Consider the following 25,330-nt stretch of genomic DNA (forward strand, 5'->3'; position numbering starts at 1 on the left):
GACCGGTCACGTCGCTCACTCGACGTCGACTTCGACCTCGTTTTCGGTGATGTGCAGGAAGGTGATGAACTGGCCGCCCTCGGCCTGGTCGTAGTCGAGGTTGCCGTGCGACCCGGACTCGTCGACGCTCTGGCTATTGCCCGGGCCGTCCGTGACGGTCAGTTCGAACTGCGGCGCGGCCAGCGAGAAGTAGTGGTTGATGACGAAGTCCATCCGGGCGGTGTCGCCGGCGGCCTTCGAGAACGTCTGGCCGCCGTCGACGTCGTGTTCGTCGAAGGTGACGCTGTCGTAGGCCTCGCCGTCGACGATTTCGGGGGCGAACTGCCACTTGTTCTGGTTGCCGAAGCCCTTGTCCGACTGGATGTCGCCGTAGGTCATCGTCTCCGAACTGGTGAAGTTGACGGTGAGTTCAGGAGTGCTGGCCGTGCAGTCGATGCTCACCGCGTCGCTCGTGTCCGGGTCGAGGTCGGTCGCCTGCCAGCCGTGGTACTTGCCGTCCTCGGTGGCGTAGTACAGCGTCAGGTCGAACGTGCCGTCGTAACTGCCGCTCTTGCACTTGTCGTCCGCCTGCACGTGGAGTTCGAGGTCCTTCTGGTCGCCGTCGTAGTACATTCCCCACTCCATATTCTGGAGGTGCTGGTCGTTCGAGAGCGTGAGCGTGAACGTCGAGACGTTGTGGTTCGCGGCCATTCCGCGCACGTCGACCGACGTGCCCTCGTTCGGCATCTGGAACTCACCGACGAGTCCGAGCGTCTCCAGTTCCACGTTCGCGGTCTGATTGGCGTCGTCGACCGTCACGGTGCCCTCACTCCGCGACTCGAAGAACGAGGCCCAGCCCCGGTAGTGGTCGCTGTGGACCGTCACGACGACCGTTCCGTTGCTGACCGGGTTGTCGTAGCTGGCCGGTATCGTGTCGTAGCTCGCGGTCTCGTTGGGGTAGACGCGCCGAGCGCGCTCGGTCGCAGAGATCCGCGCGGACACGTCGCCCGACGCGGACCCATCGCCGGCGACTCGGACGACCGGAAGTGTCAGCGTCGCACCGCGGTAGTGGAACTCCGGCGGCGAGACCATGGTCGTGCCGCCGTCCTGCGTGCGCCAGACGCTGCCTCCTTCGTAGGCGATTCGGGCGTCGCCGTCGCGGTACTCGACGCTCCCGAGCGACTCGTTGTAGAGCACTTGGTCGTCGCCGGCGTCGGTGTAGTTTTTGTGCGTGACGCGTAGCCACCCGGTGTTGTCGTCGACGACGTAGGTGCCGCCGCCGGTCCCGCCGAGGTCGACGAACTGCGTCTCTCCCTCGCCGAGCGCGGAGATGGCGACTCGCGAGTCGAACAGCGTCATCGAGTGCTCGGCGCGCGTCAGTTGGGACTCCTGTTTCGTCTCCTCGAGGGCGACCCCGCCGAGCGCGACGACGGCGGTCGTTCCGGCGACCGTAATCGCCAACAGGAGAACGACCGCAATCGGCGAGGTCTGCGCCGTCCGGTCTCTGACGACGCGATAGACCAGTGGAACACGGGGACGACCGCTCATTACCTGACTGAAGGCGACGCGGGGTGAAAACCTCGCGGGGTACCTGACAGTCAGGTAAGTGGAATCGTTCGCTGGGGCTGACCTGCGCCGCGTCGACCGGTTCCGTGTCAAGGAAAACGAATTTCACCGGGATACGAGACAGACAGACGAGTGACCGATGCCGGAGGACGCCGAGACGACGACCAGGCAGACGACGCGGAGGCGGAGAACCATCGACCGCGAGCGGATATTTCGCCGCGACGACTACACGTGTCAGAACTGCGGCCGCGAGTACGACGAGGGGTCGAACATCTTGGAGGTCGCTCACGAGCGCCCAGCACGGGACTTCGAGAACTCCAACGACGCCGACGACCCCGAGAACCTCGTCGCGCTGTGTCCGAACTGTCACCGCCGGTTCGACATGGGCGAGCTCGGCGACAGAATCGCGTCGAGCCTCCAGCGCGACTTCCGCGAGCGGGCGAAGGTGCGGAACCACGCGAGCACGGTGGAGGCGTTCGCGGGCGACGCCATCGAGATAACGAAACTGAATGTGCTCATCGCGAGCGTCTTCGGGACGGGCGTCACGGTGCTCCTCCAAGCGGACATCGTGACGGACATCTCCGCGCTAGCGAACTTCGGCGTCGGGTTCGGCGCACTCGCGTGGGTGCTCTCGACGGGGTTCATCCTCGGGTCGTACATCTCGTGTCGCACCTCGGGAGCGAGTTCCAGCGCCATCGAGGAGGTACTGGAGGGTGACGACGACGAACTCCCCGAGGAGACGACGGAGATATACTACCGAAACGCCAGGCGAATCGGCATCGCAATCGGCCTGACGCTCATCTGCGTCCTCTTGCTCATCGCGGGCATTGCCCTCGCGGCGACGGGAGGTGGCGGATTCGCCGGACTCGTTGGGTAGAATGGTGTCATCGGGCGAGAGAGCGCTCACCGACGAATCGCAATCGATTCAACATCACCAGTTCGATTTCCGGACTCGCCGGGAGTCCCGCGAGCAGAGCGAGACGGCACTGCCGTCTCGCATGCCATGCGGGCGACTCGCGGGTCGCCCGCAGACGCAGCGAGCGGGGCGTCGGCGAGTCCACGGACGACTGAAGGGAACGAAGTGACCGAAAGGAAGTGAGTGGACTCACCGGGACTGAGCAAACCGGAGGTTTGCGAAGGTCGTGAACGAAGTTCACGGGATTTGAACCCGGAGGAAGACGTGCTCGCTCACGATGTTCGCTCCGCGCGACTTCCAGGGCTTCAAATCCACGCGCTCGCCACGGCGAGCGCTCGTCTCGTCATTTCTTCACTTCGTTCAGAAATGGACTCGCCGGGATTTGAACCCGGGGCCTCTCCCATGCCAAGGGAGTGATCTACCCCTGATCTACGAGCCCTCAAACGCAATCATCCATTTCCCGGTCGGATAAATAAGGGCTTCGAATCGTTCGACGGCTGTGGGGTGCGGACACAGATCGCAGTCCGTTGTGGTGTCCCTTGTCTACGCGGGCCGAACTTCACAGACGTACACATCCGTGAACAGGTTTCGGAACGTCCCCATCCAATGCGCTTGGGTGTCCTGAAACTGGTCGGTGTGTGCCTTGACTTCCACGAGAACCGGGCCGCCGAACAGCTGTTGGTCGATACCAACGAGGTCCGGTGCGCCGGAGAATCCGAGTGCCTCTCGTAAGCGCTCGATGGGTTCGGTTCGGTCGAATATTTCGGCGAGAACCGTTTCAGACGCGTCGGTCCGCATCGGTCCGGCGATCTCGCGGAGGCCGCGTTCAATCGCGTCCGCGAATCTGACATTCGAAAACCGAGCATGTTCGTCCAAGTTATCGGTCTCCCACGCCGATTCTACGAACTGTCTGCCGTCGAGGACGGGATGGTTCCGCGTGCTGTCGATATTGATGACGAGGCCGCCGACGTGTTCGGTGAGGTAAGTCGAAACCAAGTCCTCGGCGTTGACTGCGTCGCCCTCGTAACAACACTCGTAGGTCACCGGCGATTCGAACGACCCCGGATACGACGCCGTGTCGCTCGCCCAATCCAGCTCTAAGTAGGTTCGACCCGCTATTGTGTCGGTTTCAGGTAGCCGTCTGAAAACCAACTCGTACTCGCCAGAGCCGTATCGCATCGTGTAGTCGCTGTCGCCGTAGTCCCGTATCGGTTTATCGGAACAGGTGCCCCGGTCGAGACTCGTGCGAAGCTCTTGCGCTTCGAACGACGAACCGACTCGTTTTTTCCGTCGCTGACGGAACGACTCGGTATGACTGACGACGACGCTCCCGAAGTCCCGGTCGTGTGCGAGGCCTGCGACACGACCACGCGCGTTTCGCTTTCCGAGGTCGCGGACGCCATCGAGCGACACAACGAACAGGTCCACGACGGCGACGACATCGCGCAGGTCGACCCGGAGATCGTCAAACACGTGACCGACCTCGCGGCGAAGGACATGAGCGTGTTCGAAGACGAGGGGTGAGTCGCCGAGAGGTGCTGGCGCGTCGAATCGGCTCTTTTCAGCCACGGTAGTCGGACACGAGTGCCGGACTCGTGGGTGCCCATAGCGGGGCAAACAGTTGGCTCAGAAGCCGCCAATAGCTCGATTGCGATTGCTGGGGACTCGCCGGGAGTCCCGCGAGCAGAGCGAGTGGGACGTCGGCGAGTCCACGAACGACTGACGGAGCGAAGCGACGGAAGAAGTGAGTGGACTCGCCGGGACTGAGCAAACCGGAGGTTTGCGAAGGTCGTGAACGAAGTTCACGGGATTTGAACCCGGAGGAAGACGTGCTCGCTCACGATGTTCGCTCCGCGCGACTTCCAGGGCTTCAAATCCACGCGCTCGCCACGGCGAGTGCTCGTCTCGTCATTTCTTCACTTCGTTCAGAAATGGACTCGCCGGGAGTCCCGCGAGCAGAGCGAGTGGGACGTCGGCGAGTCCACGAACGACTGACGGAGCGAAGCGACGGAAGAAGTGAGTGGACTCGCCGGGATTTGAACCCGGGGCCTCTCCCATGCCAAGGGAGTGATCTACCCCTGATCTACGAGCCCGCACCTTCCAATAGCCGTCGCCCGTTTAGAAGCCCTTCGATTCCGACCGGGTTGAGTTGGGGTCGAGTCAGGGCCGAGTCGAAACGGTTTAACCCGGCGCGCGTGGACAACCCGATGGGAATCCAGCACGGCCGCAAATCTGACTCGCCCGGTTCGGGCTTGGGATTGCGGTAGTGCCCCAGCAGTCGGTGAGACGACTGCGGGGTACTCGTTTCTGCGGTCAGTGCGGTTCCAACCCGCAACAATGGCACGAATGCACACCCGCCGCCGTGGCTCGTCCAGCTCGGACAAGCCGGTGGCAGACGAAGCACCGGAGTGGAGCGACGTCGACGCGGCTGACATCGAAGCCCGCGTCGTCGAACTTGCAGAACAGGGCAAGGACCCGAGCCAGATCGGCCTGTCCCTGCGCGACGAAGGCGTCAAGGGCGTTCCCGTCCCGGACGTCAAGCTCGCCACGGGCAAGAAGGTCACCACCATCCTCGAGGAGAACGACGCCGCAGGCGACCTCCCCGAGGACCTCCGTAACCTCATGGAGCGCGCCGTGCGCCTCCGCGAGCACATGGAGGAGAACCAGCAGGACAAGTCCAACCGTCGCGCCCTGCAGAACACGGAGTCGAAGATTCGCCGCCTCGTCTCGTACTACCGCGGCGACAAGCTCGACGACGACTTCACCTACAGCTACGACGTCGCTGTCGAACTCCTCGAAGAATAACTGAATGTCCGTGAGCCCCGCCGAACAGACACCCGCCGCCGACGCCGCCGCCACGCTCCGCGAGGCGACGTTCGTTCGCCTTCGCGTCAGCGCGAGCGGTGCCGCTGTCGCGGCCGCCGGTGTTATCGGACGGGCGCTCAGGACACTCGACGTCCCCTTCCGCATCCGCGCGACCGACGCCCCGGACACTGTCGCAAACGACGACGTTGTGGCAGTCGTGGGCCTGTCGAACGCCGATGCGGACCTCGAACTCGACCCGACCGACGCCGTCTCGGTCGTCCGCGAACTCGGAGTCGACCCCGACCCGGCAGTCGCGCTGGCCGGCTTCCACGCCGCCGACGTGACGCCGGACGACGACACCGAACTCGCGAACGCCGCGGCCGACGCGGGCGTCGAAGCCGGACCCGGCGTGGCCGTCCCGACGGGCGACCTCGCAGACGGGCTGGCGCACTCGACGCTCGTCCACGCGTCGTTTTCGGCCGACAGGGAGCGCGCGCAGGCGACGCTCGCCGAACTGTCGCTCCCGGCCGAACTCGACGCGGACGCTCGCAGACGAGTCGCCTCCCTCGTCGCCATCGACGCGACGACTGGCGAGGCGACCGCCCGAGCGGCGACCGCCGTCGAGCGCGTCTTGCGCTCGGAGGCGACCCCGAACGGGCCGTTCGAAACCGTCGGCGGCTTCGCCGACGTGCTCGACGCGACCGTCCGGGAGTCGCCCGGAACCGCCGTCGCGCTGGCGCTCGGACACGACGTTCGAGACGCCGCGCTCGACGCGTGGCGCGACCACGCGCAGGCGACCCACGCCGCGCTCCGCGGGGCGACGACGGGCCGCTACGAGAGCCTCTACGCGCTCTCCTGTGACCTGTCGTCGCCGGGGCGACTCGCCACGGTGGCGAGGCTCGCCCGCGACTTCCGCTCGCCCGAGCCGACCGTTCTCGCGGTCGGCGTCGGTGCCGCGGCCCTCGTCTCGACCGGCCCTGCCGGACTGGACGAGGACCTCGCCGCGGCCGCGAACGAACTGCCGGACGCGTCCGCGACCGGGTCGCCGTCGGAGGCGACGATGACGTTCGACTCCGCGGCGGAGCCGAGCGACGTCGTCGCGGCCGTCAGGGAGGTGCGCCGATGACGCGGCGTGCGACCCTGCGAACGACCCACAACGACCCCGGCATCATCGCCGGCGCGCTCGAACCGGACAACACGGAGTCGATGCGCACCCGAGTCGAGGGGGACGAACTCATCACCACAATCGAACGCGATTCGACCGGCGGCCTGCACGCCACGGTCGATGACTACGTCGTCAACGTGACGGTCGCGGAGACCGTCATCGAAGCCACACGAACGCACACAGACACTAACCATGAGTGAACGATCCGTCTCCAAGCAGAAGCGCGGAAAGCGATGGTACACCGTCATCGCTCCCGAGAATTTCGACCGTAAGGAACTCGGTTCGACCTTCGCGGACGAACCCGAGAAGATCAACGGTCGCACCGTCGAGTCCACCCTCGGCGAACTCAACGACGACCAGGGCGCGAACAACGTCAAGCTCACGTTCAAGATTACCGACGTGGGTAGCGACGCCGCCTACACCGAGTTCATCCAGCAGGAGCTCACCCGAGACTACCTCCGTAGCCTCGTCCGCCGCGGCGCGTCCAAAATCGAAGCCAACGTCACGGCCATCACCAAGGACGACTACCGCGTCCAGCTCCAGCCCGTCGCCTTCACCACGAAGAAGGCCGACCGCAGCCAGGAACACGAAATCCGTCGCATCATGACGAAGCTCACCCGCGAGGCCATCACGGGTCACACCTACGACGCGCTCACCGAGAGCGTCGTCGAGGGTCGCCTCTCGTCGGCCATCTACGGCGACGCGAAGGTCATCTACCCCCTGCGCCGCGTCGAGGTCAAGAAGTTCTCCCTCGAAGCCCGCCCCGAAGAGGTCGAGGCCGAAGAGGAAGCCGCCGTCAGCGTCGACGAAGACGACGTCGCAGTCGACGTCGACGAAGAGACCGAAGCGTAAGCCCGTCTCGCCGACGGCCCGACTTCGAATTTCGACTTTTTACGCGCCCACGCGCAGAGCGAGAGCCACGTCGCTCTCCGGTCAGGTGCGAAAGCTCGAAGCCGACGCTGCGCGCCGAGCCTACTCCTCGACGACGATGGTGCCGACCATGCCGGCTTGCTCGTGGGGGATACAGAGATACTCGTACTCGCCGGGCACGTCGAAGGTGTACGTGTAGGTCTCGCCGCTTCCGATGAGTCCACCGAGCGAGTTGGAGTACGCGTCGCGGGCGGCCTGCTCGGTCTCGTAGTCCCCGCTGGCGAAGAACGCGGCGTCCTCGGGAAGTGTGCCCTCGTAGGCGGTGACGGTGTGGCCGCGCGAACTCGTGTTCCGCCAGACGACCTCGTCACCGACTTCGACGGTCAGCGCCGGCGGGTCGAACGCGACCGCGGTCATTCCGATGTCGAACTCGTCGCCCGAAGCCATCAAGGTCGCACAGCCCGCGAGGCCGGCCGTCGCAGCCGCTCCGGCCGCCGCGAGGAACTGACGCCGCGTCCGACCGCCGTCCGAGGACCCGTGGTCTCGCATGGTCGCCTCTCGGGACGCGACCGATAAATGTCGCATGGTTCGCTCGGCGAACCGCCGAATCGACCGAGACCGACCGGAACGCCGCCGGTTCGGGGTCGGTGCGCGAAGCCACCCACCGACGGACGGAACGTAAGAGGGAAAGGGAAGGTACGCAATCGCATCGGTATGAGACCCCGATTCGTCGGCCGGTTGGGCCCCGCCGACGTGGTCACCGCCGGGAACGCGGCGCTGGGATTCGTCGCGGCGGTGCTGACCGCGGTCGACGTGCGCCTCGCGGCCAAGGCCATCCTGCTCGCCGCGATGGCCGACGGCCTCGACGGCGTGGTCGCCCGACGCTACGGGGGAACCGACGCGGGGCCGTACCTCGACTCCCTCGCGGACGTGGCCTCCTTCGGCGTCGCTCCCGCCCTGCTCGTCGTCACCGTCGTCCGCGAGATGTGGGGCTTCGACCGGCTTCGGGTCGTCGCCGGCGTCGCCGTCGCCGCGCTGTTCGTCGCGGCCGCGGTCGTCAGACTGGCGCTCTACACCGCCTACGACAGCGGCTCGGACGAGACGGTCGGCGTGCCGACGACGCTCGCCGCGACGATTCTGTCGGCGGGCGTCCTCGTCGGCTTCGTCGAGCCGATGTTGCTCGTCGCCCTCTCCGCAATTATGGCCGCGCTGATGCTCTCGGACGTGACCTACCCGGACCTCCACGCGCAGGACGCGCTCGTCATGGGCGTGGTGCAGGGCCTCGCAATCCTCTGCTCCGGGACGCTCGGCGAGGGGTTTTCGTTCGGGCTGCTGTTCTTGGCGCTCGGCTACCTGTTTTTGGGCCCGCGCTTCTACTGGGGCTAATCGGTGCGGCGCGCGAAACGCGTCCGGGCTACATCCCCATGTCTGCCGCGTCCTCCGGGACCGGCAGGTCGTGCGGCGAGACGCCGAGGAGCTCCGCGGCGTGGTCCAGCGCCATGTCGAAGCCGTAGTAGCGTTCGAGTTCGTCGCCGTCGGCGGTCGGGCGGACCTTCAGCATGGCGTAGCCGTCGATGTTCTGAGCCACGGCGGCGGTGCGGCCGTCGCGGTCGAATTCGAGGACGCGCTCGGAGTCCGTAACGTAGTATTGCGCGGTGACGCCGTTCGCTTCTGCGGTTGCGTCGGTCATGCGAGGCGCTAGGGAGTAGGGGCTGTCTAAACTACCGGTTCCGGCGGGCGGGTCGGCGCGGTGGGCCGGCGTGGAAGGCCGCCGGAACGAAAGTGACGTGTGTGTCTCCACCGAGGGGTGAGCTATGTGGTTTCAGAGCGGCCGCCGGCGCGACCTTTGTGCCATCCTCTACGACGCGGGCGAACTCCGCGGGCAGAAGCTGAAGACCCGACTGGAACGCTACTACGACCTCCGAATCGACCCTCAAGCGTTCTACGGCACGCTCGACGCGCTCGTGGAGGCGGGCCACCTCCAACGGCGAACCGAGGGCATCTACGACGTGTACGGCCTCACCGACGCGGGCGCAGACCGGGTCGAATCGTACCACGCGTGGCTCGCAGAGCGGGTCGAAAACGGGGCACTCCGGGCGGACGACACAGCCAACGCGGACGAATCGGTCGTCGACTGACGGTTACTTCTGGAGCCAGTCGCCGATGGTGTTGCGGAGAATCTCGCTCGTCCCCTCGTAAATCTCGTTGAGCTTCGCGTCGCGGTAGTAGCGCTCCGCGGCGAAGTCTTTGGTGTAGCCGTAGCCGCCGTGAATCTGGATGCCCTCGTTCGCGACCTCGCGACTGATTTCGCTGGCGTAGAGCTTCGCCTGCGCGGCCTCCTTGATGAACGTCTCGTCGCGCATCTTCAGGTCCGCGGCCTTGTGCATGAGGAGCTTTGCGGCCTGAACCTTCGTGTCCATGTCGGCGAGTTTGTGCTTGATGGCCTGGAACTCGCCGATAGGCTGGTCGAACTGCTCGCGCTCGCCGGCGTACTTCACGGCGTCGTCGAGGGCGGCTCGGGCGATACCAATCGATCGCGCCGCGATAGTGATGCGGCCCCCGTTGAGCGTCTTCAGCGCCTGCACGAAGCCGTCGCCCTCGTCGCCGAGAAGCCGGTCTTCGGGAATGCGCATGTCGTCGAAGCGGAGTTCGGCGGTCGGACAGCCCTTGTCGCCGAGTTTGTGCTCCGTGCCCTCGACGACGAAGCCGTCGTCCTCCTCGGGGCGGACGACGAACGACGAGATGCCCTTGTTGCCCGCGTCGGGGTCGGTCTTGGCGAAGACGACGACCGTGTCGGCGACCGAGCCGTTCGAAATCCAGAGCTTCCCGCCGTCGACGACGTACTCGTTGCCGTCTTTGACGGCCGTGGTCTCCATGGCCGGCACGTCGCTTCCCGCGCCGGGTTCGGAGAGCGCGAACGCGCCGATGTCGGTGCCTTCGTTGACCGGCGTCAGGTAGGTCTGCTTCTGGTCCTCGTTCCCGAACTCGTAGAGCATGTTGCCGGCGAGGCTCGTGTGGGCGGCGACGATGGTGCCGAGGCCGCCGGAGCCGCGGGAAATCTCTTCGAGACCGATGGCGTAGGAGTGATAGTCGAGGCCGGCACCGCCGTACTCCTCGGGGAAGGGCATGCCCATCAAGCCGAGTTGCCCCATCTCAGCCACGAGGTCGGCGGGGAACTCGTCGGTCTCGTCTATCTCCGCCGCGCGAGGTTTGACCTCCTCGTCGACGAACTCCGAGACCATGTCCTTGATTTGCTTCTGCTCCGCAGTGAGCGCGAAGTCCATACGTGAGTCTGTCATCGACTATGCTTATGATTTTCTCCTGCGCCGTCTCGGCTGTCTGAGAGTCGTCGCCCCCACGAGACTTTTTATCCCCCCTTCCGTAATACCGGTACGCTTCGAATGTCTCGACACGCCGATGCCCGGCCACCGGCAACTGATGACGACCTCGATTGGTGTCACGATGCAGTTCAGGGGGTCTCTCGGACCTTCGCCCTCACGGTCGACGTCCTCGACGAACCGATGGCGTCGCACATCTGTATCGGATATCTCCTCTGTCGAATCGCCGACACCGTGGAGGATTCGTCTTCAATCGCGCCCGACGAGCAGGCACACCTCCTTCGACTCTACGACCGCGCGCTCGACCCCGACGACGACACCACCGTCGACGAGTTCGTGACCGCAGTACAGCCGCACCTCCCCCCGGAGGGCGAACAGTCCGACGACTGGATGGTTGTCGCCAACACCGCTCGGGTCTTCCGGACGTTCGAGGCGCTTCCTGAGGACGTGCGAGAGGCGGTCACGCCGCCGGTCCGCGAACTCGTCTCGGGTATGGCGATGTTCGTCGAACGTTACTCCCAGACCGGCGGGCTCCGCATCCAGTCCCGCGAGGAGCTAGAGGAGTACTGCTACTACGCCGCCGGCACCGTCGGCAACCTCATCACGAACCTCGTGACCCGCGGCAACGTCGACAGTGAGCGCCGCTCGCGGCTCTACGACACCGCCGAGGAGTTCGGCCTGCTCCTCCAGCTCGTGAACATCGCGAAGGACGTTCACGACGACTACACGGCGGAGAACAACGTCTACCTCCCCGCCGACTGGCTCGACGACGCGGGCGTTCCCCAAGAGGAGGTCGTCGCCCCCGAGCACAACGACCGGGCGGCCTCGGTGGTCAAGCGGACCGCCGACCACGCCAAGTCGTTCGTCGACGACGCTCAGACCTACTTGGAGACGGTGCCGCTCCGCGAGGGCAACACGCTCGCCGCGTGGGCGATTCCGTTCCTGCTCGCGGTCGGCACGCTCCGGGAACTCGTCGCCAACCCCGAACACGCGGTGACGGGTGAGGGCGTCAAAATCTCCCGACAAGAGGTGTTCGCCGTCGTCTCCGAGATGAACGGCGCGGGCGCCGAGTCGCTCGCCGAGATGCGCGAAATCATCTCGCGTCAGCCGTTCCACCGAGCGACGACGAACGCCGACTGAACGACGCAGAGGCGCTGTCGGTCGGGCCCGGTTCTGTTTCGCTTCTCTTCTCGCATCGCTTCGTGCCGAGCGCCGCCGAGCGCGCCGGCAGCTTCGGTCTCGCGAGCGACGTGTTTCGCACCCACCGCGGTCGCCGTCGGAACCGCGGTCCGAGGCCCATGCGGTCCCGTGACGAACGCAGTTTGGGAGGATTTTTAGTAACCCAAGCATAACGGGCGTCTATGAGTACCGAAGAAGCACACGACGACCACGGCCATCACCTGCCGGCGGTTCAGGACTGGCCGCGCGGCTTCGGCGAGGCGAGCTGGTGGCCGTTCGTCACCGCCGTCGGGGGCGCGGGCATCTACGCCGGTGCCGGGCTGTACGTCATGGGACAGGACGGAATCGTCGGCCAGACGGCGGGCCCCGCCGTGTTCATCGGCAGTATCTTCCTCTTCCTGGCCGGGCTCTACGGCTGGTTGTACCACGCGTTCGTGAGCCACTTCTGGTCGCGCGACGCGAGCCAGAAGAGCGCATCGAAGCTTCGCTGGGGCATGATTGCCTTCCTCGGCTCCGAACTCGGGACGTTCGGCGCGCTGTTCGCGTACTACTTCTTCATCCGCGCGGGGACGTGGCCGCCGCAGGAACTTCCACACCTCACAGGCTCGTTGGTGTTAGCCAACACCGCCATCCTCATCGTGTCCAGTTTCACGCTCCACTGGGCGCACGTCGCCATCCGCGAGGAGAACCACCGTAACTTCATCCTCGGCCTCGCCGTCACGCTCCTGCTCGGTGCGGTGTTCATCGGCGGGCAGGTGTACGAGTACTACGAGTTCATCGTCCACTCGAACTTCTCCATCACCGACGGCATCTTCGGGTCGGCGTTCTACGGCCTCACCGGCCTGCACGGCCTCCACGTCAGCCTCGGCGCGGTGCTTCTCGGTATCGTCTTCGTCCGCGCGCTCCGCGGGCAGTACTCCGCCGAACGCCACGTCTCCGTCAGTACGGCCTCGATGTACTGGCACTTCGTGGACGTCGTCTGGATCTTCCTCGTCGTCGTCCTCTACGTCGGCGCGGAAGTCGGCGCGTAACTCTCGTCGCCGCGCCGCGACGTAACCGATTCTTTTTAGCCGACTCATCCGAGAGCCACGGACGCCGGCACGTCCTGTCGAGGGATGGAAACGGGCGTCCACTGCCATGGGTTGTTCGGACCACGTCCTCGGACGCGACGTGGACGTGTCGGACTTCTCGACCGTCGAGCGGCGGGACTGCCACACCGACCGAGAGTTGCGTCCGCGTCCGAATCGCCGTCCGCGTCCGAATTCTCACCAGCGTCCCGCGCCAGCGACCGCTCACCCGAACTGTTCGTTGAACCGGTAGATGTCCTCGTCCACGCCGGCGACGATGAGGTCGTCGTCGGCTTTGACCCGGAACTCCGGGGCGATTTCGGTGACGAGCGTCCCGTCTCGCTCGACGGCGATGACGGTGCAGTTCGTCCGGGCGCGAACGTCGGCCCCGGCGAGCGTCCGCCCTACGAGCCCGGGCGCGTGGGTCCGGACGATTTCTATCTGCGACTGCGGCGCGATGACCTCCTCGTCGAGCACCGTCGAGGCGAGCATCCGCCCGGCGACCGTCGAGAGCGCGAGGACGTAGTCCGCGCCAGCGCGGTAGAGTTTGGCGATGCTCTCGGTCTCGTTGGCGCGGGCGATGACCTCCGTCTCCTCGGAGACGCGCTCGGAGACGAGCGTGGCGAAGACGGCCGTGGTGTCGTTGTCGAGCGCGAGGAGGACGCCGCGGGCCTCGGTGACGTTCGCCTCGGAGAGCGTCTGGGGGTCGGTGATGTCGCCCACGAGGTCGACGCCGGGCTTGTCCTGTTTGTCCACGACGAGATGCGGGACGCCGGCGCTCGCCAGCGTCTCGGCCGCGGTCGACCCGACCTCCCCGTACCCCGCGACGATGACGGTCCCGCGGCGGAAGCGCCGCGCCGACGACAGCGTCAGCGCCCGGAGCTCTTCGAGTTGCTTCTCGCGGCCGACGACGAGCAGGATGGTGTGCTCGTCGATGACGGCGTCAGGGGCGGGCGGGGAGACGAACTCCCCGGTGAACCACGCACCGATGACGTTGGCACCCGTGACCTGGCCGATGCCGCTCTCGGCGATGGTCCGCCCCTCGACGGAACTCCCGCGCTGGACGAGCAGTTCCGCGACCTTGAAGTCCTCGCCGATTTCGATGGCGTCGCCGAGTTCCGAGGAGATGGACGTGGTCGCCTTGCCGGCGAGGCTCTCGCCGAGGAGTCGGCGCGGCGAGACGACCCGGTCGGCACCGGCGTAGCGGTGGTAGTCCGCGACCTCGGGGTCCTCGATGAGGCTGACGACGCGGGCGTCCGGGGCGGCCTGCTTCGCGGCGAGGATGATGCTCGCGTTCGTCTCGTCGTCGTCGTCGGCGACGATGGCGAGCGCCTCGGCCGCGTTCGCCGCTTCGAGCGACTCGATGGCCTCGGGGTCGCCGTGGACGACCTCGTAGCCCTCGCCGTACAGTTCCTCGGCGCGGTCGCGGTCGGCTTCGAGAATCACGTAGGGAACGTCCATCGAGTCGAGTTCGTCCACGAGGGCGTCGCCGCGGGGGGTGAACGTACAGATGACGACGTGGTCCGTGTGCGTCGAGGTCGTCGGCGGCGCGGTCCGCAGGGCGTCTTCGACGAGGGGGACGAGAAACAGCGGGAGCGTGAGGAAGACGGTCGTGACGCCCGTGAGTTGCATCAGAATCGACAGCGCGAGCAGCGGCGGGTGGTCGACCCAAAACCGGGTCTGCTCGCCGTAGCCCGTCGTCGTGAACGTCTCGACGACGACGTGGACCGCCTGCAGGAACGTGACGTCCTCGCCGGCGAAAAAGCCCGCCGCCCACTGGTAGGCGATGGAGAACGCGAGCATCAACAGCCCGGCCCCCGTGAGATAACGGCCAAGTCGTCGCTTCGCCTTCGACAACCCGGGGCCGTCGCCCGAAATAGACATAGTCGGGCTATGTGCGCCGGTGGCTAAAAGCGTCCTGACGCGGTAGTGCTCTCATGACTCGCCGACGGGACGCCGCGCTCGCGGGGTCGGTGCTCGTCCCCACCGCGCTCGCGGCGGCCCTCCTACGGACGCCGGTGACACCGGTGCCGGTCCTCGTCGGCGTCGTTGGGGCGCTCGCGCTGGAAGCGGCGCTGTCGCTTCGGGCGTCGAGCGTCCGCGCGCTCTGGGAGCGACGGGTCGTCCGAACCACGTCAGTCGCGACCGCCGTCGTCGGAATCGTCCTCGGCGTCGTCGTCTTCGGACGACAGACGCTACTCGCCGTCGCGGTCGGGCTCTCGACCTATCTGTTCCTCCTCGCCGCGGTCGAACTCCGGAGTCGTCGCCGAGGAGATAACCCCCCGTGAGTCGGTCCCGCGGACCTGTTACGCGAGGAATACTTAACCGCCGTCCGTCCTCCGGTACGTGTATGTGTAGCACACCGTCCGACCGCCGAGCCGACAGTCCGCGACCGTGACGCTCTCAGGGAGTAGCGGGGCGACTGCTCGGACGACCCGCCGGACGAGACGCCGCGTGCTCGAAACCGGCGGCGCGGCGGCAGCGGCCACGCTTGGGTTCGGCGTGCTCCTCGCGACCGACTGGGTGTGGCTCGTCTCGCGCGCCGCCCCCTCGCCCGAGACCGCCGCGGCGACGTGGGCCGCCGGAACCCTGCTCGTCGTCGTCGGACTCTGCGCGTACGCCTACGCGAACGCGGACGAGAACGTCGCACCCGAGGGTGGTCGCGCGTCCGGGTCGACGGAACCGGGCCACCCTTACGACGGTCTCGGCGTGCCGACCGCCGTCACGCTCGTCCGAGGCTTCCTCGTCGCGGGCGTCGCGGGCATCGCCGGCGTGGCGCTCTACGGCCCGCTGAGTCCGTCGTGGGCGTGGGGCGCTGCCGTCGGTTACGGGGTTGCGGCCGCGCTCGACGCCCTCGACGGGGCGCTCGCCCGCCGACTCGACCGCGTCAGCCGACTCGGCGGGCGACTCGACACCGCGGTCGATGCCTTCGGCCTCCTCGTCGCCCCGCTCGCCGGCGTCCTCCTCGGGGAACTCGCCTGGTGGTATCTCTCGGTCGGGGTGGCGCGGTACGTCTTTCTCGCCGGGATCGGACTCCGCGAGCGAGCGGACCGGCCGACGTTCGACCTCCCGCCCCGCGCCTCACGGCGCGTCCTCGCCGGCATCCAGATGGCTGTCGTCCCGCTGGCGCTCGCTCCGGGCGTCTTCGACCCGTGGATGCCCCTCGTGACTGGGGTCGCGGCGGCGGCGCTCCTGCTCGGCTTTGCTCGGGACTGGGGCTACGTCTCGGGCCGGTTCAGGAGAGATGACGACGGAAACGCGTCCGTTCCGGAGTAATCAGTCGAGTTCGGCCAACACGTCGAGGTTGTGGGCGACGTACACGAGTTCGTCGCCCGCGAGCGCGTCGTGCCGGGCCTCGAGCCACCCGTCGAGCGTCGCGCGGTCGACCGCAGTCGACTCACCGACCGACTCCTCGACGAAGCCGAGGACGCGGTCGAGGAAGATTCGCGCCTCGTCGTCGTGCGGCGGGTGGACGACCCAGTCCGAGCCGCCGGCCGCGACGACCGGCGCGTCGAGGTCGGGAAGGACCGAAAGGAGGTCGGAACCGGTGTCCGGTCCCGCGCGTTCGCCGCCGCGCATTGTCCCGTGATACGCGCCGAGAACCGCGTCGTCGTCGGGGTGGCTCGGTCGGAACGCGGTTCGGCCGTCGAACGTGATGGGCGCGTAGAAGAGGCCCTCGTCGGTCAGCCGCGAGAGAAGCGCGTCGACCGCGCGGCGGAGCGGGAGCACGTCGAGGACCGCGTGCGCGACCACGAGGTCGATGGCCTTCGGGAGGACCGTCATGGCCTCGAAGAGGTCGCTCGTCACGTAGGTAAGCGAGACGCTTCGGCCGTGGCGTTCGATGCGGAACCCGTCGGGTGTCGGCTCGGCGGTCCAGCCGGCGGCGCGTGCCCACTTGGCGAACGCCGCGGCCGCGTGGTCGGCCATCCCGCGCGTCCTGTCGACCATGACGTACTTTATCTCGTCGTGCGCGTCGAAGACGCCCCACGAGAGGAGCCGGCGACACATCGCGCCCGTCCCCGCGCCGACCGAGACGACGCGGAGCGGCTCTCCCGACCGCGACTCGGCGCGCGCCTCCAGCCGGTCGATGAGACTCGCGAGCGTCGGTCGGTGGAGCGCGCGGTCGTCCACGGACTCCTTCGCGCGGAGGTAGTGGACGAACCGGTCGTCGTGGCTGGTCACGACCGCCCCGTCTCGGCGGACTCGTATAACCGTTCTCCCGAGGCCGACCCGACGGGCGCGAGCGAATCGGTCACAGCGGGCACGCTGAAGTGTGAACTGAGCGAAACGTTCGCTCGATTCGCCCGGAAAGTATTTGATTCGGTTCCGGTGATGTAACCCCAAATGGATAGCGAGATTATCGACGCGGTGACCGGGTGGGATTCCGCGCCCGCCGAACGAGGCTACGGTGGTCTCCGGTCGCTCGCGGACGACGGCTTCACAGGTGCCGTCGTCGCAGGCATGACGTGGGGATTCATGCTCAACGGCCGTCTCCTCGGGGTTTTCGACGGGACGGTCGCCGATTTCGAGGGTGAATCGTTCGAGGCGCACCGCGCACCGGACCCGGCGCTGCCGCTTCTGTACGCGATGCGGGAGACCGGCGGCGACATCCGCGCGCAGTACTACACCGAGGAGACGCCGCTGGGGGACGCCGACGGAACGCTCTCGGCGGGTGGCTTCACCGGCTACGTCGAACTGTCCGAGAACGTGCTCTCGGGCGACTACTACGTCGTCTACCACGGGGGGAAGTCGATGAGCGCGGCCTTCGTCGGCAACAGCAAGCGACTCGTCACCGGCGACGACGCGTTCGAGCGTGCGAGCGACGAGGTCGGCATCTACAAAGTCTACGACGTGGACCTCGACCTCGTCGATATCCCGGAGCCCGAGCCCGACGAGGAGGAGGACGAGGACGCGGCGGGAGTCGCCGCGACGGGTGGCGAGGCCGATACGACGGGCGCGTCCGGAAAGCCGGAGACGCCGACGACCACAGACGAGACGAGTACGACGGGGGCGGCCGACAACGAGTCCGAGCGCGCCGCCGCCGCCGACCCCACCGACGGAGAGCCGGCGACGGCCGACGCCCCGGTGAGCGCGGAACCGCCGGCCGAAACTGCGGCCGACCCGGAGCCGCCGACGTCCGACGACGACGGCACCGAGACGACCGACGAGCCGTCCACGGGCCCCTCCGAGTCACAGTCCCCGGAGCCAGCCGGGACAGAGGCGGCGGCAGCGACGGACCGGCCCGCGTCCGACGAGCCGGCCTCACCGATGTCCGAGGGGCCCGTCGTCGCCGACGCCCCGCAGAAGAACGGAGAAGCGCCGTCTCCGGACCCGCTCGCGGAGGACGGTGCGACCGGCGACGACGTGTTCTCCGCCGAGGCACAGTGGCGAAACGCCCGGTCGATACCCTCCTTGGACCCCCGCGACGCAGCGGGCGAGTCGGTGGATGACCGCCCCGGAACGCCTCGAAGCCATCAGGGCAACACGACGCAGGCGACGCATCACCGCCCGTCCCGGGGCGGGGCGGGCGACAAGGGGCGACCGTCGCCGAGAGACCAGTCGAACCAGCAACAGTCCCAGCCGACCGAGCAGACGCCCGACGAGCCCGACGTCGACCCGGCGGAAGCCGAGTCGCTGAAAGAACGAGTCGAGTCGCTGGCATCCGAGCGCGACCGGCTCGAGTCCGAGCGCGACGCCCTCCGCGAGGAGCGGGACGAACACCGCTCGCGCGCCGAGGAGCTCGAAGACCGCGTCGCCGAACTCGAATCCGAGGTCGACCGGCTCCGCGACCGGCTCGACGAGGCGGGCGTCCGGTCGACCGACCGGTCCATGTCGGCCGACGAGGCGCTCCGCGGGACGAACCTCTTCGTCCGCTACGCCCAGAAAGGGCAGGCGACGCTGGAGAAGGCCCACGACGGGCAGGCCTCCCGTGAGGAGGTCATCGAGAACCTCCGGCTGGAACACCACACCACGTTCGACACGGAGGGGCTGGGCATCGACGGCCAGCCATACGAGGCGTTCCTTCACGAGACGCCCGAGTACGGCTTCGCCAAGTGGGTCGTCACTGACCTGCTCTACGAAATCGGCGAGACGGGCAACCGGTCGAGCCTCGCCGGCGTCTTCGACTCGATTCCGAAGGCCGACCGCATCGAACTGTACGGGAGCGTCTCGGTGCCCATCGGCGACGATGAAAGCGAGTCGCGGCAGTTCGACGTCATCGTCCGCGACCAGATGGGCGAGCCGCTGTTCGTGGCGAACCTGAACGACTCGCGGGACCCGGCGACCCAGCCGATGGTCACCCAACTCATCAAGGACTCGAAGGCCGTCGCCGACGCGAAAGAGACGCTCGGCTCGGCGTTCGTGGTTACGAGGAGTTTCTTCGAGCCGGAGGCGCTCGAAGCCGCCACGGCCGAGACCGGCGGCGGCCTCCTGAGCCGGTCGAAGCGCAAGAGCTTCGTGAAACTCTCGCGGAAGCAGGGCTACCACCTCTGTCTGGTGGAGGCCCGCGGTGGCGAGTTCCACCTGAACGTCCCCGACCTCTGAGTCGGCGACGCCTCGCGTCGGGCGGCGCCGTCGCTGCGCTGTCGCTTGTTACTTTGCGTTCCGCCCCGACGGTCGCGTGGAGCGCCGCGGCTGTCGGGGTTACTGAACGATAGTGAAACGACCGCGGCGCTCGGAGCGCGTCCGCGGCGAGTGTCCGTGGTGTCGCGTCGGCACCGTCCGGTACCAACCGCATCGAAGCACGGCTAACGCGGTCGGTCCGATGTCGTGCCCGGAAAGACTCGTCGGACGAAACAGGATAGAACGACCGCGTGCGCCTGAAGTGTGGTTAGTTCTCGATTTCGGCCGCTTCCTCGATCTTCATCGATTCGAGCTTGCCGACGATTTCGTCGAGCTTGTCGTCGAGTTCGTCGACGAACTCCTGGGTGCGCTCGGTGGTGATTGCGCCCTGGCTGGAGGGTTCGATGAGGTTCTCTTCTTCGAGAACGCGGAGGGAGTAGCGGACCTTGTGGTGCGGGTAGCCTGTCTCGTTGGACATCTTCACGATGCCGATTGGCTCACTTTCGATGACCATCTTCAGGACCTGGAGATGGCGCTCCAACATATCGACTTCCTTCTCAAGTCGGTCTATCATGCCATTTGTTAACTCTTCTTGGGAGGCTTTAAGCCTTGCCCTCCGGGTCGGCGAATAATGAGATAACGCGACCTTAACGAGGACACTAATTAACCGTTGTGTTATCCGTCGCCACGCTAATGCGTGTTCATGGCGTATTCTTCGGCAACGATTCGGTAATTAGGCACAAACGTGTATTGCTCGTCGGCCGCGACCGTAATCTGTTTAGTGCGGCGCGGGGAACGGCCGACGTATGACTGTTACCATCGTCGGTTCGCAACTCGGCGACGAGGGCAAAGGCGCGCTCGTCGACCTGTGGGGCGGCGACGCTGACATCGTCGTCCGCTATCAGGGCGGCGACAACGCCGGCCACACCGTCGTCGAAGACGGCGAGGAGTACAAGCTTTCGCTCGTCCCGAGCGGGGCCGTCCGCGACAAGGTCGGCATCCTCGGAAACGGCTGCGTCATCAACCCCCGGACGCTGTTCTCCGAGATCGACGACCTCCGCGAGCGCGGCCTCGAACCCGACGTGCGCCTCGCCAAGCGCGCGCACGTCATCATGCCGTACCACCGCCGCCTCGACAACATCGAAGAGGAGGCGAAGGCCGACTCGGACCTCACCGTCGGCACGACCGGTCGCGGCATCGGCCCCACCTACGAGGACAAGGCGGGTCGCCGCGGCATCCGCGTCGGCGACCTGCTCGACCCCGACGTGCTCCGCCAGCGGCTGGAGTACGTGGTTCCCAAGAAGAAGGCGCTCATCGAGGACGTGTACGGCCTCGAAGCCGGCGAGGAGTGCGACGTCGAAGCGCTCGTCGAGGAGTACACCGAAATCGGTCGCCGCCTCCGCGAGGACGACATGGCCGTCAACTGCGGCGACTTCCTCGCCGAGCGCCGCGAAGCCGGCGACAACGTGATGTTCGAGGGCGCACAGGGCACCCTCATCGACATCGACCACGGGAGCTACCCGTACGTGACCTCCTCGAACCCGACCGCGGGCGGCGCGGCCACCGGCACCGGCGTCGGCCCGACCGTCGTCGGACAGGGTGAGGTCGTCGGCATCGTCAAGTCGTATCTCTCCCGCGTCGGCGAGGGGCCGATGCCGACCGAACTGAAAGACGACGAGCGCGAGGAGGAACTCGCGGACTTCATCCGCGAGAAGGGCGGCGAGTTCGGCACCGTCACCGGTCGCCCGCGCCGCATCGGCTGGCTCGACATGCCGATGCTCCGCCACGCCGCCCGCGTCAGCGGCTTCACCGGCATCGCCGTCAACCACCTCGACGTGCTCGCCGGCCTCGACGAGGTCAAGGTCGGCCACGCCTACGAACTTGAGGGCGAAGAACGCCTGACGATGCCCGCGACGACCGAGCGCTGGGGCGAGTGCGAACCCGTCCTCAAGGAGTTCGACACGTGGCCGGAAGTGGACTGGGCGGCCGTCGCCGAGGAGGGCTACGACGCCATCCCGGACGCCGCGCAGGACTACCTCGAATACCTCTCGGACGAACTCGACGTGCCGATTTACGCCGTCGGCGTCGGTCCGGGCCGCGAGCAGACCGTCCACATCGAAAACCCGTTCGACAACTGAGCGCCGAGCGGTCGGCCGACCGATGACGGCCCGCCGCCGTCCGCCGACCACCGCCGCGACGGAGCCGAACCCGTACGCTTTTACTTCGCGCAATCCACCGTCACGACAATGAAAGAATCCCTGATGGACATCCTCTGTGACCCCCTCGACAAGAGCGAACTCGAGCTGGAAGTCGACGAGCGCGACGGCGACGAAATCCTCGAGGGGCGGCTCATCGGTACGGTCACCGGCGAGGTGTACCCCATCGAGGACGGCATCCCGAACCTCCTGCCGCCGGACATGCGCGACGACTGAGGCGCGGCACCGCACCGCATCGGACCTGAACGTTTTTCTATTCTCGTATCGACGGTGAAGCCGTGTCGAACGCGCCGCTCACCGTCACGCTGAACGACGAGCGCCCCCACGACCTCTCGGTAGCGCCGTCGTTCTCAACGAACGGCCCGTTCTCGGTCGAACTCGTGAACAACGGACAGGCGGTGCACGTCCACCTCCACATCGACGACGAACTCTCGCGTGCGGCGAGCCTGTCCGAAGGAAACCACTTCGTCGACGGCGGCCAGACCAAGACCGTCGAGGTGTTCGTCACCCCGCCGCCCGAACCCACCTCGGGGAAGCTCAAAATAGTCTCCGGCCACGGCACGGAGACGAGGTACGTCGACGTGACCGTCGAACCCGGCGAGGGCGGCAAACCGCCGGTCGACGTGGACGAGACGCTCTCGAAGCCCAAGCAACCCGACCCCGAGCCGAGCGTGACCGAGAGCATCGCGGACGTGTTCCCAAGCGTCGACCCGCGGGCCGCCCCGCTTTTCGGCCTCGCGCTCGTCGCGCTCGTCCTCGCGGTGGCGGTCGCCTCGGTGTTCGAGAGCTTCGCCATCACCCTCGGTGCCGGCGTCGTCGTCGGCGGCGTCCTCGCGGCGCTGGTGCTGACGATGCGGTGATGGCGTCCGAAAACGGAACGCAGAGCGCTCGCGGCGCGACCTACTCGTCGTCGGGCGCGTCGGTCGGAACGCCACCGAGGTTGCCCTCGTCGTCGAATAACTTCGCGCGCAGGAACCGCGCCCGGTAGCGGTTCGCGCCCTCGTACACGTCGGCCTCGCGGATGTCGTCGGTGCGGTCGTCCGCGACGGCCTCGATGATATCTTCGACCTGTTCCTTCTCCGAGGGCGTGAGTTCGAACTCGTACGTTTGGGTCCCCTCGCCCTCCAGCCGCGTCCACTTTCGGGACGCCGCGATGACGAGCGAACACGGCTCGCGGCACGGGAACGCGCCGTCGCCGCCGTCCACGTCGAGGTCGGTCTCGTCGTCGTACTGCCACTCGCGGCGCTTGACGCACTGGCTGTCGTCGCAACAGGTCTCCGCGACCCAGTTGACGTGCTCGTGGCCGTCGCCGCGGTTCCACGTCTTCACGACGCTGTACATCCCGGTCTGGCGGCCGATGGCGTCCTTCCAGTGGGCCACGTCGAGTTCACCCCGGCGCTCGCGGTACCAGTTCGGCACCGACGCGGGGTAGAACGTCTCGACGGTCTCGACGAGGTCGCGAGCGTCGAGGTCGGGGAACACCCAGCCGCCGGCGAGGTTGTTACCGGTCTTCAGCGGGCGGTACCGCCCTTTCTCATCGTAGGTCGCTAACTGGCGGGCCGCGAGCGGTTCGTGGTAGGGGTCGAGGTCGTCGCGGTCGGCGTCGGCCTCGTCGGCGTGGCGGAGTTCGTAGGAGCGCTCGCCGTGGTCGTCGACGGTAACCGTGACGAGCAGTTGGCCCCACTCGCGACTGAACGCGTCTCGGAGGGCGTCGTAGCGCTCGGGGACCGAGGCGGCGTCGCCGTCGTCTCCGAATCCATCGTTGTCGCCGTCGTCTCCGTCCCCACCGTCGTCGCCTCCCGAATCGACTGGTGCGCCCTCGACCCAGCGGAGGAACGCCCGCCGCTGGGGGCTGGACTCGCCGACGACTTCGGACCAGAAGTACCAGTTCGTCGCGTAGTCGTCGTAGTCTGTGAGGGCCTCGCGGAGGCCGCCTTCCGTGAGTCCTTTCAGCGTCGATTCGGGCGTTTCGAGGCGGAAGCCGTCGTCGCCGTGGACGACGGAGAGTCCGTCGAGAGAGATTCCGTCGCCGGTTGCTGCGGCGTCGACGAGGGCGTCGAGGTGGTGCCCCATCAGTTCGCCTCCTGCGGCGTCTTCCGGGTGCGTTCGCGCACGACTTCGAGGCTGTTACCGATGTCGGCGCCCGCGTCGGCGGCGCGTTCGAGCACCACGTCGGCCATGAGCCCCTCGGTTCCGACCGCACCGGCGTACCAGAGGCGGTGGCCGTCGACCTCGGCGGGCACGTCGTAGCCCGTGCGGTAGTCGTCGGTCAGACCCATGTCCTCCGGGATGTCCTCTTGGGTGTGGAAGCCGTCGGCGATAAACAGCGGGACGACGACCACGTCCTCGGAGTCGAAGTAGTCCGTCACGTCGTCCACTTCGGGTTCCTCGTCCATGTAGAGCGCCTGTACCTCGTCGAAGCGGTCCATCTCCCGGATGCGGTCGGCGTGGTACTCGATGGCCTTCGCGGAGTTCTCGTTGCGCTCGGTCCCGTGGCCGACGACGGCGAGGCCGAACCCCTCGCCGACGTTCGGGTCGCCGGTGACCGTCTCGGCGCGGCGGACCAACACGTCGGTCATCGCCGCGTGGGTTCCGACCGGCCCGCAGTAGTGAATCGTCTTCTCGGGCACGTCCGTCGCGGTGAGCGTGACGTGCGACGCCGACAGGCCGTCGGAGTCCCAGTCGGCCACGTCCCACCCTTCGAGGCGGAGTTCGCGCGGGATGACCTGCTCCGTGAAGTAGCCCTCGCTGATGAAAAGCGGGACGACGTACACCTCGTCGGCCTCGACGGTCCGGAGCACCTCGCGAATCGACGGCTCTTCCTTCCAGAAGCCGGTTCGCACCTCGTCGAACGCGCCCACCTCGCGGACCGTGTCCGCGTGGTCGTAGGTGGGGGCGCTCGAATCCGGGTTCAGGTGCGACCCGTGCGCCACGATGACCAGGGCTTGCATGTCCGGGGGTTACGAGGCGACTGTCTTATGAACTTCGCATCGAAGAAAGGAATCTTCGGATTCGGACAACTCGCGTTCACCACTCGTTCAAGGAATACGACGCGGCACGCGGAGAGTCGCGACTCGGGGACGACCGCGACAGCGCCCAGCGAGCGGCGCTTTTTTGCGCGCGCCCGACGACCCGGCAGACATGTCCCTCGCCGCCGACGCGCGCGACGCAGTCCGCGAACGACCGTACCTCCTCGCCGCGCTCCGCGCGGGCGTCGTCAACTACGCCGCCGCCGCGGCCGAACTCGACCTCGGCGACGACGAGGCGGTCGCGGCCGCGCTCCGCCGGTTCGCCGACGACCTCCCGCCGCTCGAAGCCGACCCCCGAGACGCCAGCGTGACGATGCGAAGCGGCGTCGGCCTCGTCGGCGAGGATGTCGAGGCGACCGACGAGGACCCCGTGCTCTCGGTCGCCGGCGTCGACCTCGCGAGCGGCGGTCCCCTCACGGCTATCATCGCTGAGGGCGAGGTGGACCCGACCGTTCTCACCGCCGTCCTCTCCCGACTCGACGCCGAGTCGGTCGTCGTCGACGCCGCGGGCGTCGCGGGCGACACGCTCGCCGTGGTCGTGCCGCGTCGACAGGGGGCCGCCGCCCTCCGCGTCGTCGAAGCGGCCGTCAGCGATTTATACGCCTGATTTTCGGATATCACGGTTGATAGCCGGCGGCC

General features: G+C 67.1%; 27 protein-coding genes and 2 tRNA genes. 17 read left to right on the plus strand and 12 right to left on the minus strand.

Annotated elements, in window-relative coordinates:
* Positions 1-15 precede the first annotated feature (15 nt).
* Positions 16-1,527 (minus strand): hypothetical protein, encoded by a 1,512-nt coding sequence (locus AM590_RS19075; RefSeq protein ID WP_058828851.1) that lies wholly within the window; start codon positions 1,525-1,527, stop codon positions 16-18.
* A gap of 157 nt (positions 1,528-1,684) precedes the next feature.
* Between AM590_RS19075 and AM590_RS19080 the strand changes: the two genes are divergently transcribed.
* Entirely contained in the window at positions 1,685-2,422 is a 738-nt protein-coding gene (locus AM590_RS19080; RefSeq protein WP_058828852.1) for an HNH endonuclease, read from the plus strand.
* A gap of 406 nt (positions 2,423-2,828) precedes the next feature.
* On the opposite strand, the gene AM590_RS19085 is transcribed toward AM590_RS19080, so the two are convergent.
* A tRNA-Ala gene (locus AM590_RS19085) sits at positions 2,829-2,900 on the minus strand.
* A gap of 104 nt (positions 2,901-3,004) precedes the next feature.
* The gene (locus AM590_RS19090) at positions 3,005-3,640 is read right to left on the minus strand and encodes a VRR-NUC domain-containing protein (RefSeq protein ID WP_082677787.1); all 636 of its coding nucleotides are present in this window, start codon (positions 3,638-3,640) and stop codon (positions 3,005-3,007) included.
* A gap of 132 nt (positions 3,641-3,772) precedes the next feature.
* On the opposite strand from AM590_RS19090, the gene AM590_RS19095 reads away from it, so the two are divergent.
* Positions 3,773-3,985 (plus strand): hypothetical protein, encoded by a 213-nt coding sequence (locus AM590_RS19095; RefSeq protein WP_058828854.1) that lies wholly within the window; start codon positions 3,773-3,775, stop codon positions 3,983-3,985.
* A 497-nt stretch (positions 3,986-4,482) separates the two neighbouring features.
* Here AM590_RS19095 and AM590_RS19100 read toward each other — a convergent pair.
* Positions 4,483-4,554: transfer RNA gene (locus AM590_RS19100), tRNA-Ala, on the minus strand.
* A 244-nt stretch (positions 4,555-4,798) separates the two neighbouring features.
* Between AM590_RS19100 and AM590_RS19105 the strand changes: the two genes are divergently transcribed.
* The 4 genes from AM590_RS19105 to AM590_RS19120 are packed head-to-tail and all read left to right on the plus strand — an operon-like array spanning position 4,799 to position 7,283.
* Positions 4,799-5,266 carry a 30S ribosomal protein S15 gene (locus AM590_RS19105; RefSeq protein ID WP_004977438.1) on the plus strand — a complete coding sequence of 156 codons (468 nt, stop codon included), beginning with the start codon at positions 4,799-4,801 and terminating at the stop codon, positions 5,264-5,266.
* Between the two features lie 4 nt (positions 5,267-5,270).
* Positions 5,271-6,392, plus strand: coding sequence for a hypothetical protein (locus AM590_RS19110; protein ID WP_058828855.1), 1,122 nt, complete (start codon positions 5,271-5,273; stop codon positions 6,390-6,392).
* The gene (locus AM590_RS19115; RefSeq protein WP_058828856.1) at positions 6,389-6,631 is read left to right on the plus strand and encodes a KEOPS complex subunit Pcc1; all 243 of its coding nucleotides are present in this window, start codon (positions 6,389-6,391) and stop codon (positions 6,629-6,631) included. The genes AM590_RS19110 and AM590_RS19115 overlap by 4 nt, the downstream gene beginning before the upstream one ends.
* Positions 6,624-7,283: a 30S ribosomal protein S3ae gene (locus tag AM590_RS19120; protein WP_058828857.1), complete on the plus strand. Its 660-nt coding sequence runs from the start codon at positions 6,624-6,626 to the stop codon at positions 7,281-7,283. Before AM590_RS19115 ends, AM590_RS19120 begins: the two co-directional genes overlap by 8 nt.
* A 120-nt stretch (positions 7,284-7,403) precedes the next feature.
* Here AM590_RS19120 and AM590_RS19125 read toward each other — a convergent pair whose 3' ends face one another.
* On the minus strand, positions 7,404-7,850 hold the full coding sequence (locus AM590_RS19125) for a plastocyanin/azurin family copper-binding protein (protein WP_058828858.1): 447 nt from the start codon (positions 7,848-7,850) through the stop codon (positions 7,404-7,406).
* Positions 7,851-8,015: 165 nt separating this feature from the next.
* Between AM590_RS19125 and AM590_RS19130 the strand changes: the two genes are divergently transcribed.
* Positions 8,016-8,687 (plus strand): protein sorting system archaetidylserine synthase, encoded by a 672-nt coding sequence (locus AM590_RS19130; protein WP_058828859.1) that lies wholly within the window; start codon positions 8,016-8,018, stop codon positions 8,685-8,687.
* Between the two features lie 28 nt (positions 8,688-8,715).
* Here AM590_RS19130 and AM590_RS19135 read toward each other — a convergent pair whose 3' ends face one another.
* A complete protein-coding gene (locus tag AM590_RS19135; protein ID WP_058828860.1) occupies positions 8,716-8,991 on the minus strand; it encodes a hypothetical protein in 276 nt (91 codons plus the stop codon).
* A 124-nt stretch (positions 8,992-9,115) separates the two neighbouring features.
* On the opposite strand from AM590_RS19135, the gene AM590_RS19140 reads away from it, so the two are divergent.
* Entirely contained in the window at positions 9,116-9,439 is a 324-nt protein-coding gene (locus AM590_RS19140; RefSeq protein WP_058828861.1) for a hypothetical protein, read from the plus strand.
* Between the two features lie 3 nt (positions 9,440-9,442).
* On the opposite strand, the gene AM590_RS19145 is transcribed toward AM590_RS19140, so the two are convergent.
* A complete protein-coding gene (locus AM590_RS19145; RefSeq protein ID WP_058828862.1) occupies positions 9,443-10,585 on the minus strand; it encodes an acyl-CoA dehydrogenase in 1,143 nt (380 codons plus the stop codon).
* 117 nt (positions 10,586-10,702) lie between these two features.
* Here AM590_RS19145 and AM590_RS19150 point away from each other — a divergent pair, with 117 nt between their 5' ends.
* Positions 10,703-11,779 (plus strand): phytoene/squalene synthase family protein, encoded by a 1,077-nt coding sequence (locus AM590_RS19150; protein ID WP_058828863.1) that lies wholly within the window; start codon positions 10,703-10,705, stop codon positions 11,777-11,779.
* 221 nt (positions 11,780-12,000) lie between these two features.
* Entirely contained in the window at positions 12,001-12,849 is an 849-nt protein-coding gene (locus AM590_RS19155; protein ID WP_058567216.1) for a heme-copper oxidase subunit III, read from the plus strand.
* 261 nt (positions 12,850-13,110) lie between these two features.
* On the opposite strand, the gene AM590_RS19160 is transcribed toward AM590_RS19155, so the two are convergent.
* Positions 13,111-14,769, minus strand: coding sequence for a TrkA family potassium uptake protein (locus AM590_RS19160; RefSeq protein ID WP_058828864.1), 1,659 nt, complete (start codon positions 14,767-14,769; stop codon positions 13,111-13,113).
* A gap of 53 nt (positions 14,770-14,822) precedes the next feature.
* On the opposite strand from AM590_RS19160, the gene AM590_RS19165 reads away from it, so the two are divergent.
* On the plus strand, positions 14,823-15,173 hold the full coding sequence (locus tag AM590_RS19165) for a hypothetical protein (protein WP_058828865.1): 351 nt from the start codon (positions 14,823-14,825) through the stop codon (positions 15,171-15,173).
* A gap of 166 nt (positions 15,174-15,339) precedes the next feature.
* A complete protein-coding gene (locus tag AM590_RS19170) occupies positions 15,340-16,161 on the plus strand; it encodes a CDP-alcohol phosphatidyltransferase family protein (RefSeq protein ID WP_058828866.1) in 822 nt (273 codons plus the stop codon).
* Here the strand turns inward: AM590_RS19170 and AM590_RS19175 are convergent, their stop codons facing one another.
* Positions 16,162-17,067, minus strand: coding sequence for a hypothetical protein (locus AM590_RS19175; protein WP_058828867.1), 906 nt, complete (start codon positions 17,065-17,067; stop codon positions 16,162-16,164).
* Positions 17,068-17,229: 162 nt separating this feature from the next.
* On the opposite strand from AM590_RS19175, the gene AM590_RS19185 reads away from it, so the two are divergent.
* Positions 17,230-19,428 carry a hypothetical protein gene (locus tag AM590_RS19185; protein WP_058828869.1) on the plus strand — a complete coding sequence of 733 codons (2,199 nt, stop codon included), beginning with the start codon at positions 17,230-17,232 and terminating at the stop codon, positions 19,426-19,428.
* A gap of 286 nt (positions 19,429-19,714) precedes the next feature.
* On the opposite strand, the gene AM590_RS19190 is transcribed toward AM590_RS19185, so the two are convergent.
* The gene (locus tag AM590_RS19190; protein ID WP_004043804.1) at positions 19,715-20,020 is read right to left on the minus strand and encodes a hypothetical protein; all 306 of its coding nucleotides are present in this window, start codon (positions 20,018-20,020) and stop codon (positions 19,715-19,717) included.
* Positions 20,021-20,252: 232 nt separating this feature from the next.
* Here AM590_RS19190 and AM590_RS19195 point away from each other — a divergent pair, with 232 nt between their 5' ends.
* The 3 genes from AM590_RS19195 (at position 20,253) to AM590_RS19205 (ending at position 22,522) form a co-directional block, all read left to right on the plus strand.
* Complete coding sequence (locus tag AM590_RS19195) at positions 20,253-21,584, plus strand: adenylosuccinate synthase (protein ID WP_058828870.1); 1,332 nt, start codon at positions 20,253-20,255, stop codon at positions 21,582-21,584.
* 108 nt (positions 21,585-21,692) lie between these two features.
* Positions 21,693-21,878 (plus strand): methytransferase partner Trm112, encoded by a 186-nt coding sequence (locus tag AM590_RS19200; protein ID WP_049905248.1) that lies wholly within the window; start codon positions 21,693-21,695, stop codon positions 21,876-21,878.
* 62 nt (positions 21,879-21,940) lie between these two features.
* The gene (locus AM590_RS19205) at positions 21,941-22,522 is read left to right on the plus strand and encodes a hypothetical protein (RefSeq protein ID WP_058828871.1); all 582 of its coding nucleotides are present in this window, start codon (positions 21,941-21,943) and stop codon (positions 22,520-22,522) included.
* Between the two features lie 40 nt (positions 22,523-22,562).
* Here AM590_RS19205 and AM590_RS19210 read toward each other — a convergent pair whose 3' ends face one another.
* Together AM590_RS19210 and AM590_RS19215 are read right to left on the minus strand one after the other, a co-directional pair.
* Complete coding sequence (locus AM590_RS19210) at positions 22,563-23,735, minus strand: DR2241 family protein (protein ID WP_058828872.1); 1,173 nt, start codon at positions 23,733-23,735, stop codon at positions 22,563-22,565.
* Positions 23,735-24,613 (minus strand): CbiX/SirB N-terminal domain-containing protein, encoded by an 879-nt coding sequence (locus AM590_RS19215; RefSeq protein ID WP_058567207.1) that lies wholly within the window; start codon positions 24,611-24,613, stop codon positions 23,735-23,737. Before AM590_RS19215 ends, AM590_RS19210 begins: the two co-directional genes overlap by 1 nt.
* A 190-nt stretch (positions 24,614-24,803) precedes the next feature.
* Here AM590_RS19215 and AM590_RS19220 point away from each other — a divergent pair, with 190 nt between their 5' ends.
* Positions 24,804-25,298 carry a hypothetical protein gene (locus AM590_RS19220; protein WP_058828873.1) on the plus strand — a complete coding sequence of 165 codons (495 nt, stop codon included), beginning with the start codon at positions 24,804-24,806 and terminating at the stop codon, positions 25,296-25,298.
* Positions 25,299-25,330: the final 32 nt, after the last annotated feature.

Origin of the sequence: Haloferax sp. Q22, assembly GCF_001482285.1 — an archaeon.
Lineage (GTDB): Archaea > Halobacteriota > Halobacteria > Halobacteriales > Haloferacaceae > Haloferax.

Bases quoted from the DNA above. Each gene is read 5' to 3' on its own strand.
- AM590_RS19075 (WP_058828851.1), bottom strand. From the start codon at position 1,527: ATGAGCGGTCGTCCCCGTGTTCCACTGGTCTATCGCGTCGTCAGAGAC.
- AM590_RS19160 (WP_058828864.1), bottom strand. From the start codon at position 14,769: ATGTCTATTTCGGGCGACGGCCCCGGGTTGTCGAAGGCGAAGCGACGA.
- AM590_RS19110 (WP_058828855.1), top strand. From the start codon at position 5,271: ATGTCCGTGAGCCCCGCCGAACAGACACCCGCCGCCGACGCCGCCGCC.
- AM590_RS19120 (WP_058828857.1), top strand. From the start codon at position 6,624: ATGAGTGAACGATCCGTCTCCAAGCAGAAGCGCGGAAAGCGATGGTAC.
- AM590_RS19185 (WP_058828869.1), top strand. From the start codon at position 17,230: ATGGATAGCGAGATTATCGACGCGGTGACCGGGTGGGATTCCGCGCCC.
- AM590_RS19125 (WP_058828858.1), bottom strand. From the start codon at position 7,850: ATGCGAGACCACGGGTCCTCGGACGGCGGTCGGACGCGGCGTCAGTTC.
- AM590_RS19150 (WP_058828863.1), top strand. From the start codon at position 10,703: ATGTCTCGACACGCCGATGCCCGGCCACCGGCAACTGATGACGACCTC.
- AM590_RS19130 (WP_058828859.1), top strand. From the start codon at position 8,016: ATGAGACCCCGATTCGTCGGCCGGTTGGGCCCCGCCGACGTGGTCACC.
- AM590_RS19115 (WP_058828856.1), top strand. From the start codon at position 6,389: ATGACGCGGCGTGCGACCCTGCGAACGACCCACAACGACCCCGGCATC.
- AM590_RS19080 (WP_058828852.1), top strand. From the start codon at position 1,685: ATGCCGGAGGACGCCGAGACGACGACCAGGCAGACGACGCGGAGGCGG.
- AM590_RS19095 (WP_058828854.1), top strand. From the start codon at position 3,773: ATGACTGACGACGACGCTCCCGAAGTCCCGGTCGTGTGCGAGGCCTGC.
- AM590_RS19155 (WP_058567216.1), top strand. From the start codon at position 12,001: ATGAGTACCGAAGAAGCACACGACGACCACGGCCATCACCTGCCGGCG.
- AM590_RS19165 (WP_058828865.1), top strand. From the start codon at position 14,823: ATGACTCGCCGACGGGACGCCGCGCTCGCGGGGTCGGTGCTCGTCCCC.
- AM590_RS19200 (WP_049905248.1), top strand. From the start codon at position 21,693: ATGAAAGAATCCCTGATGGACATCCTCTGTGACCCCCTCGACAAGAGC.
- AM590_RS19145 (WP_058828862.1), bottom strand. From the start codon at position 10,585: ATGGACTTCGCGCTCACTGCGGAGCAGAAGCAAATCAAGGACATGGTC.
- AM590_RS19140 (WP_058828861.1), top strand. From the start codon at position 9,116: ATGTGGTTTCAGAGCGGCCGCCGGCGCGACCTTTGTGCCATCCTCTAC.
- AM590_RS19190 (WP_004043804.1), bottom strand. From the start codon at position 20,020: ATGATAGACCGACTTGAGAAGGAAGTCGATATGTTGGAGCGCCATCTC.
- AM590_RS19215 (WP_058567207.1), bottom strand. From the start codon at position 24,613: ATGCAAGCCCTGGTCATCGTGGCGCACGGGTCGCACCTGAACCCGGAT.
- AM590_RS19220 (WP_058828873.1), top strand. From the start codon at position 24,804: ATGTCCCTCGCCGCCGACGCGCGCGACGCAGTCCGCGAACGACCGTAC.
- AM590_RS19090 (WP_082677787.1), bottom strand. From the start codon at position 3,640: ATGCGATACGGCTCTGGCGAGTACGAGTTGGTTTTCAGACGGCTACCT.
- AM590_RS19105 (WP_004977438.1), top strand. From the start codon at position 4,799: ATGGCACGAATGCACACCCGCCGCCGTGGCTCGTCCAGCTCGGACAAG.
- AM590_RS19135 (WP_058828860.1), bottom strand. From the start codon at position 8,991: ATGACCGACGCAACCGCAGAAGCGAACGGCGTCACCGCGCAATACTAC.
- AM590_RS19210 (WP_058828872.1), bottom strand. From the start codon at position 23,735: ATGGGGCACCACCTCGACGCCCTCGTCGACGCCGCAGCAACCGGCGAC.
- AM590_RS19195 (WP_058828870.1), top strand. From the start codon at position 20,253: ATGACTGTTACCATCGTCGGTTCGCAACTCGGCGACGAGGGCAAAGGC.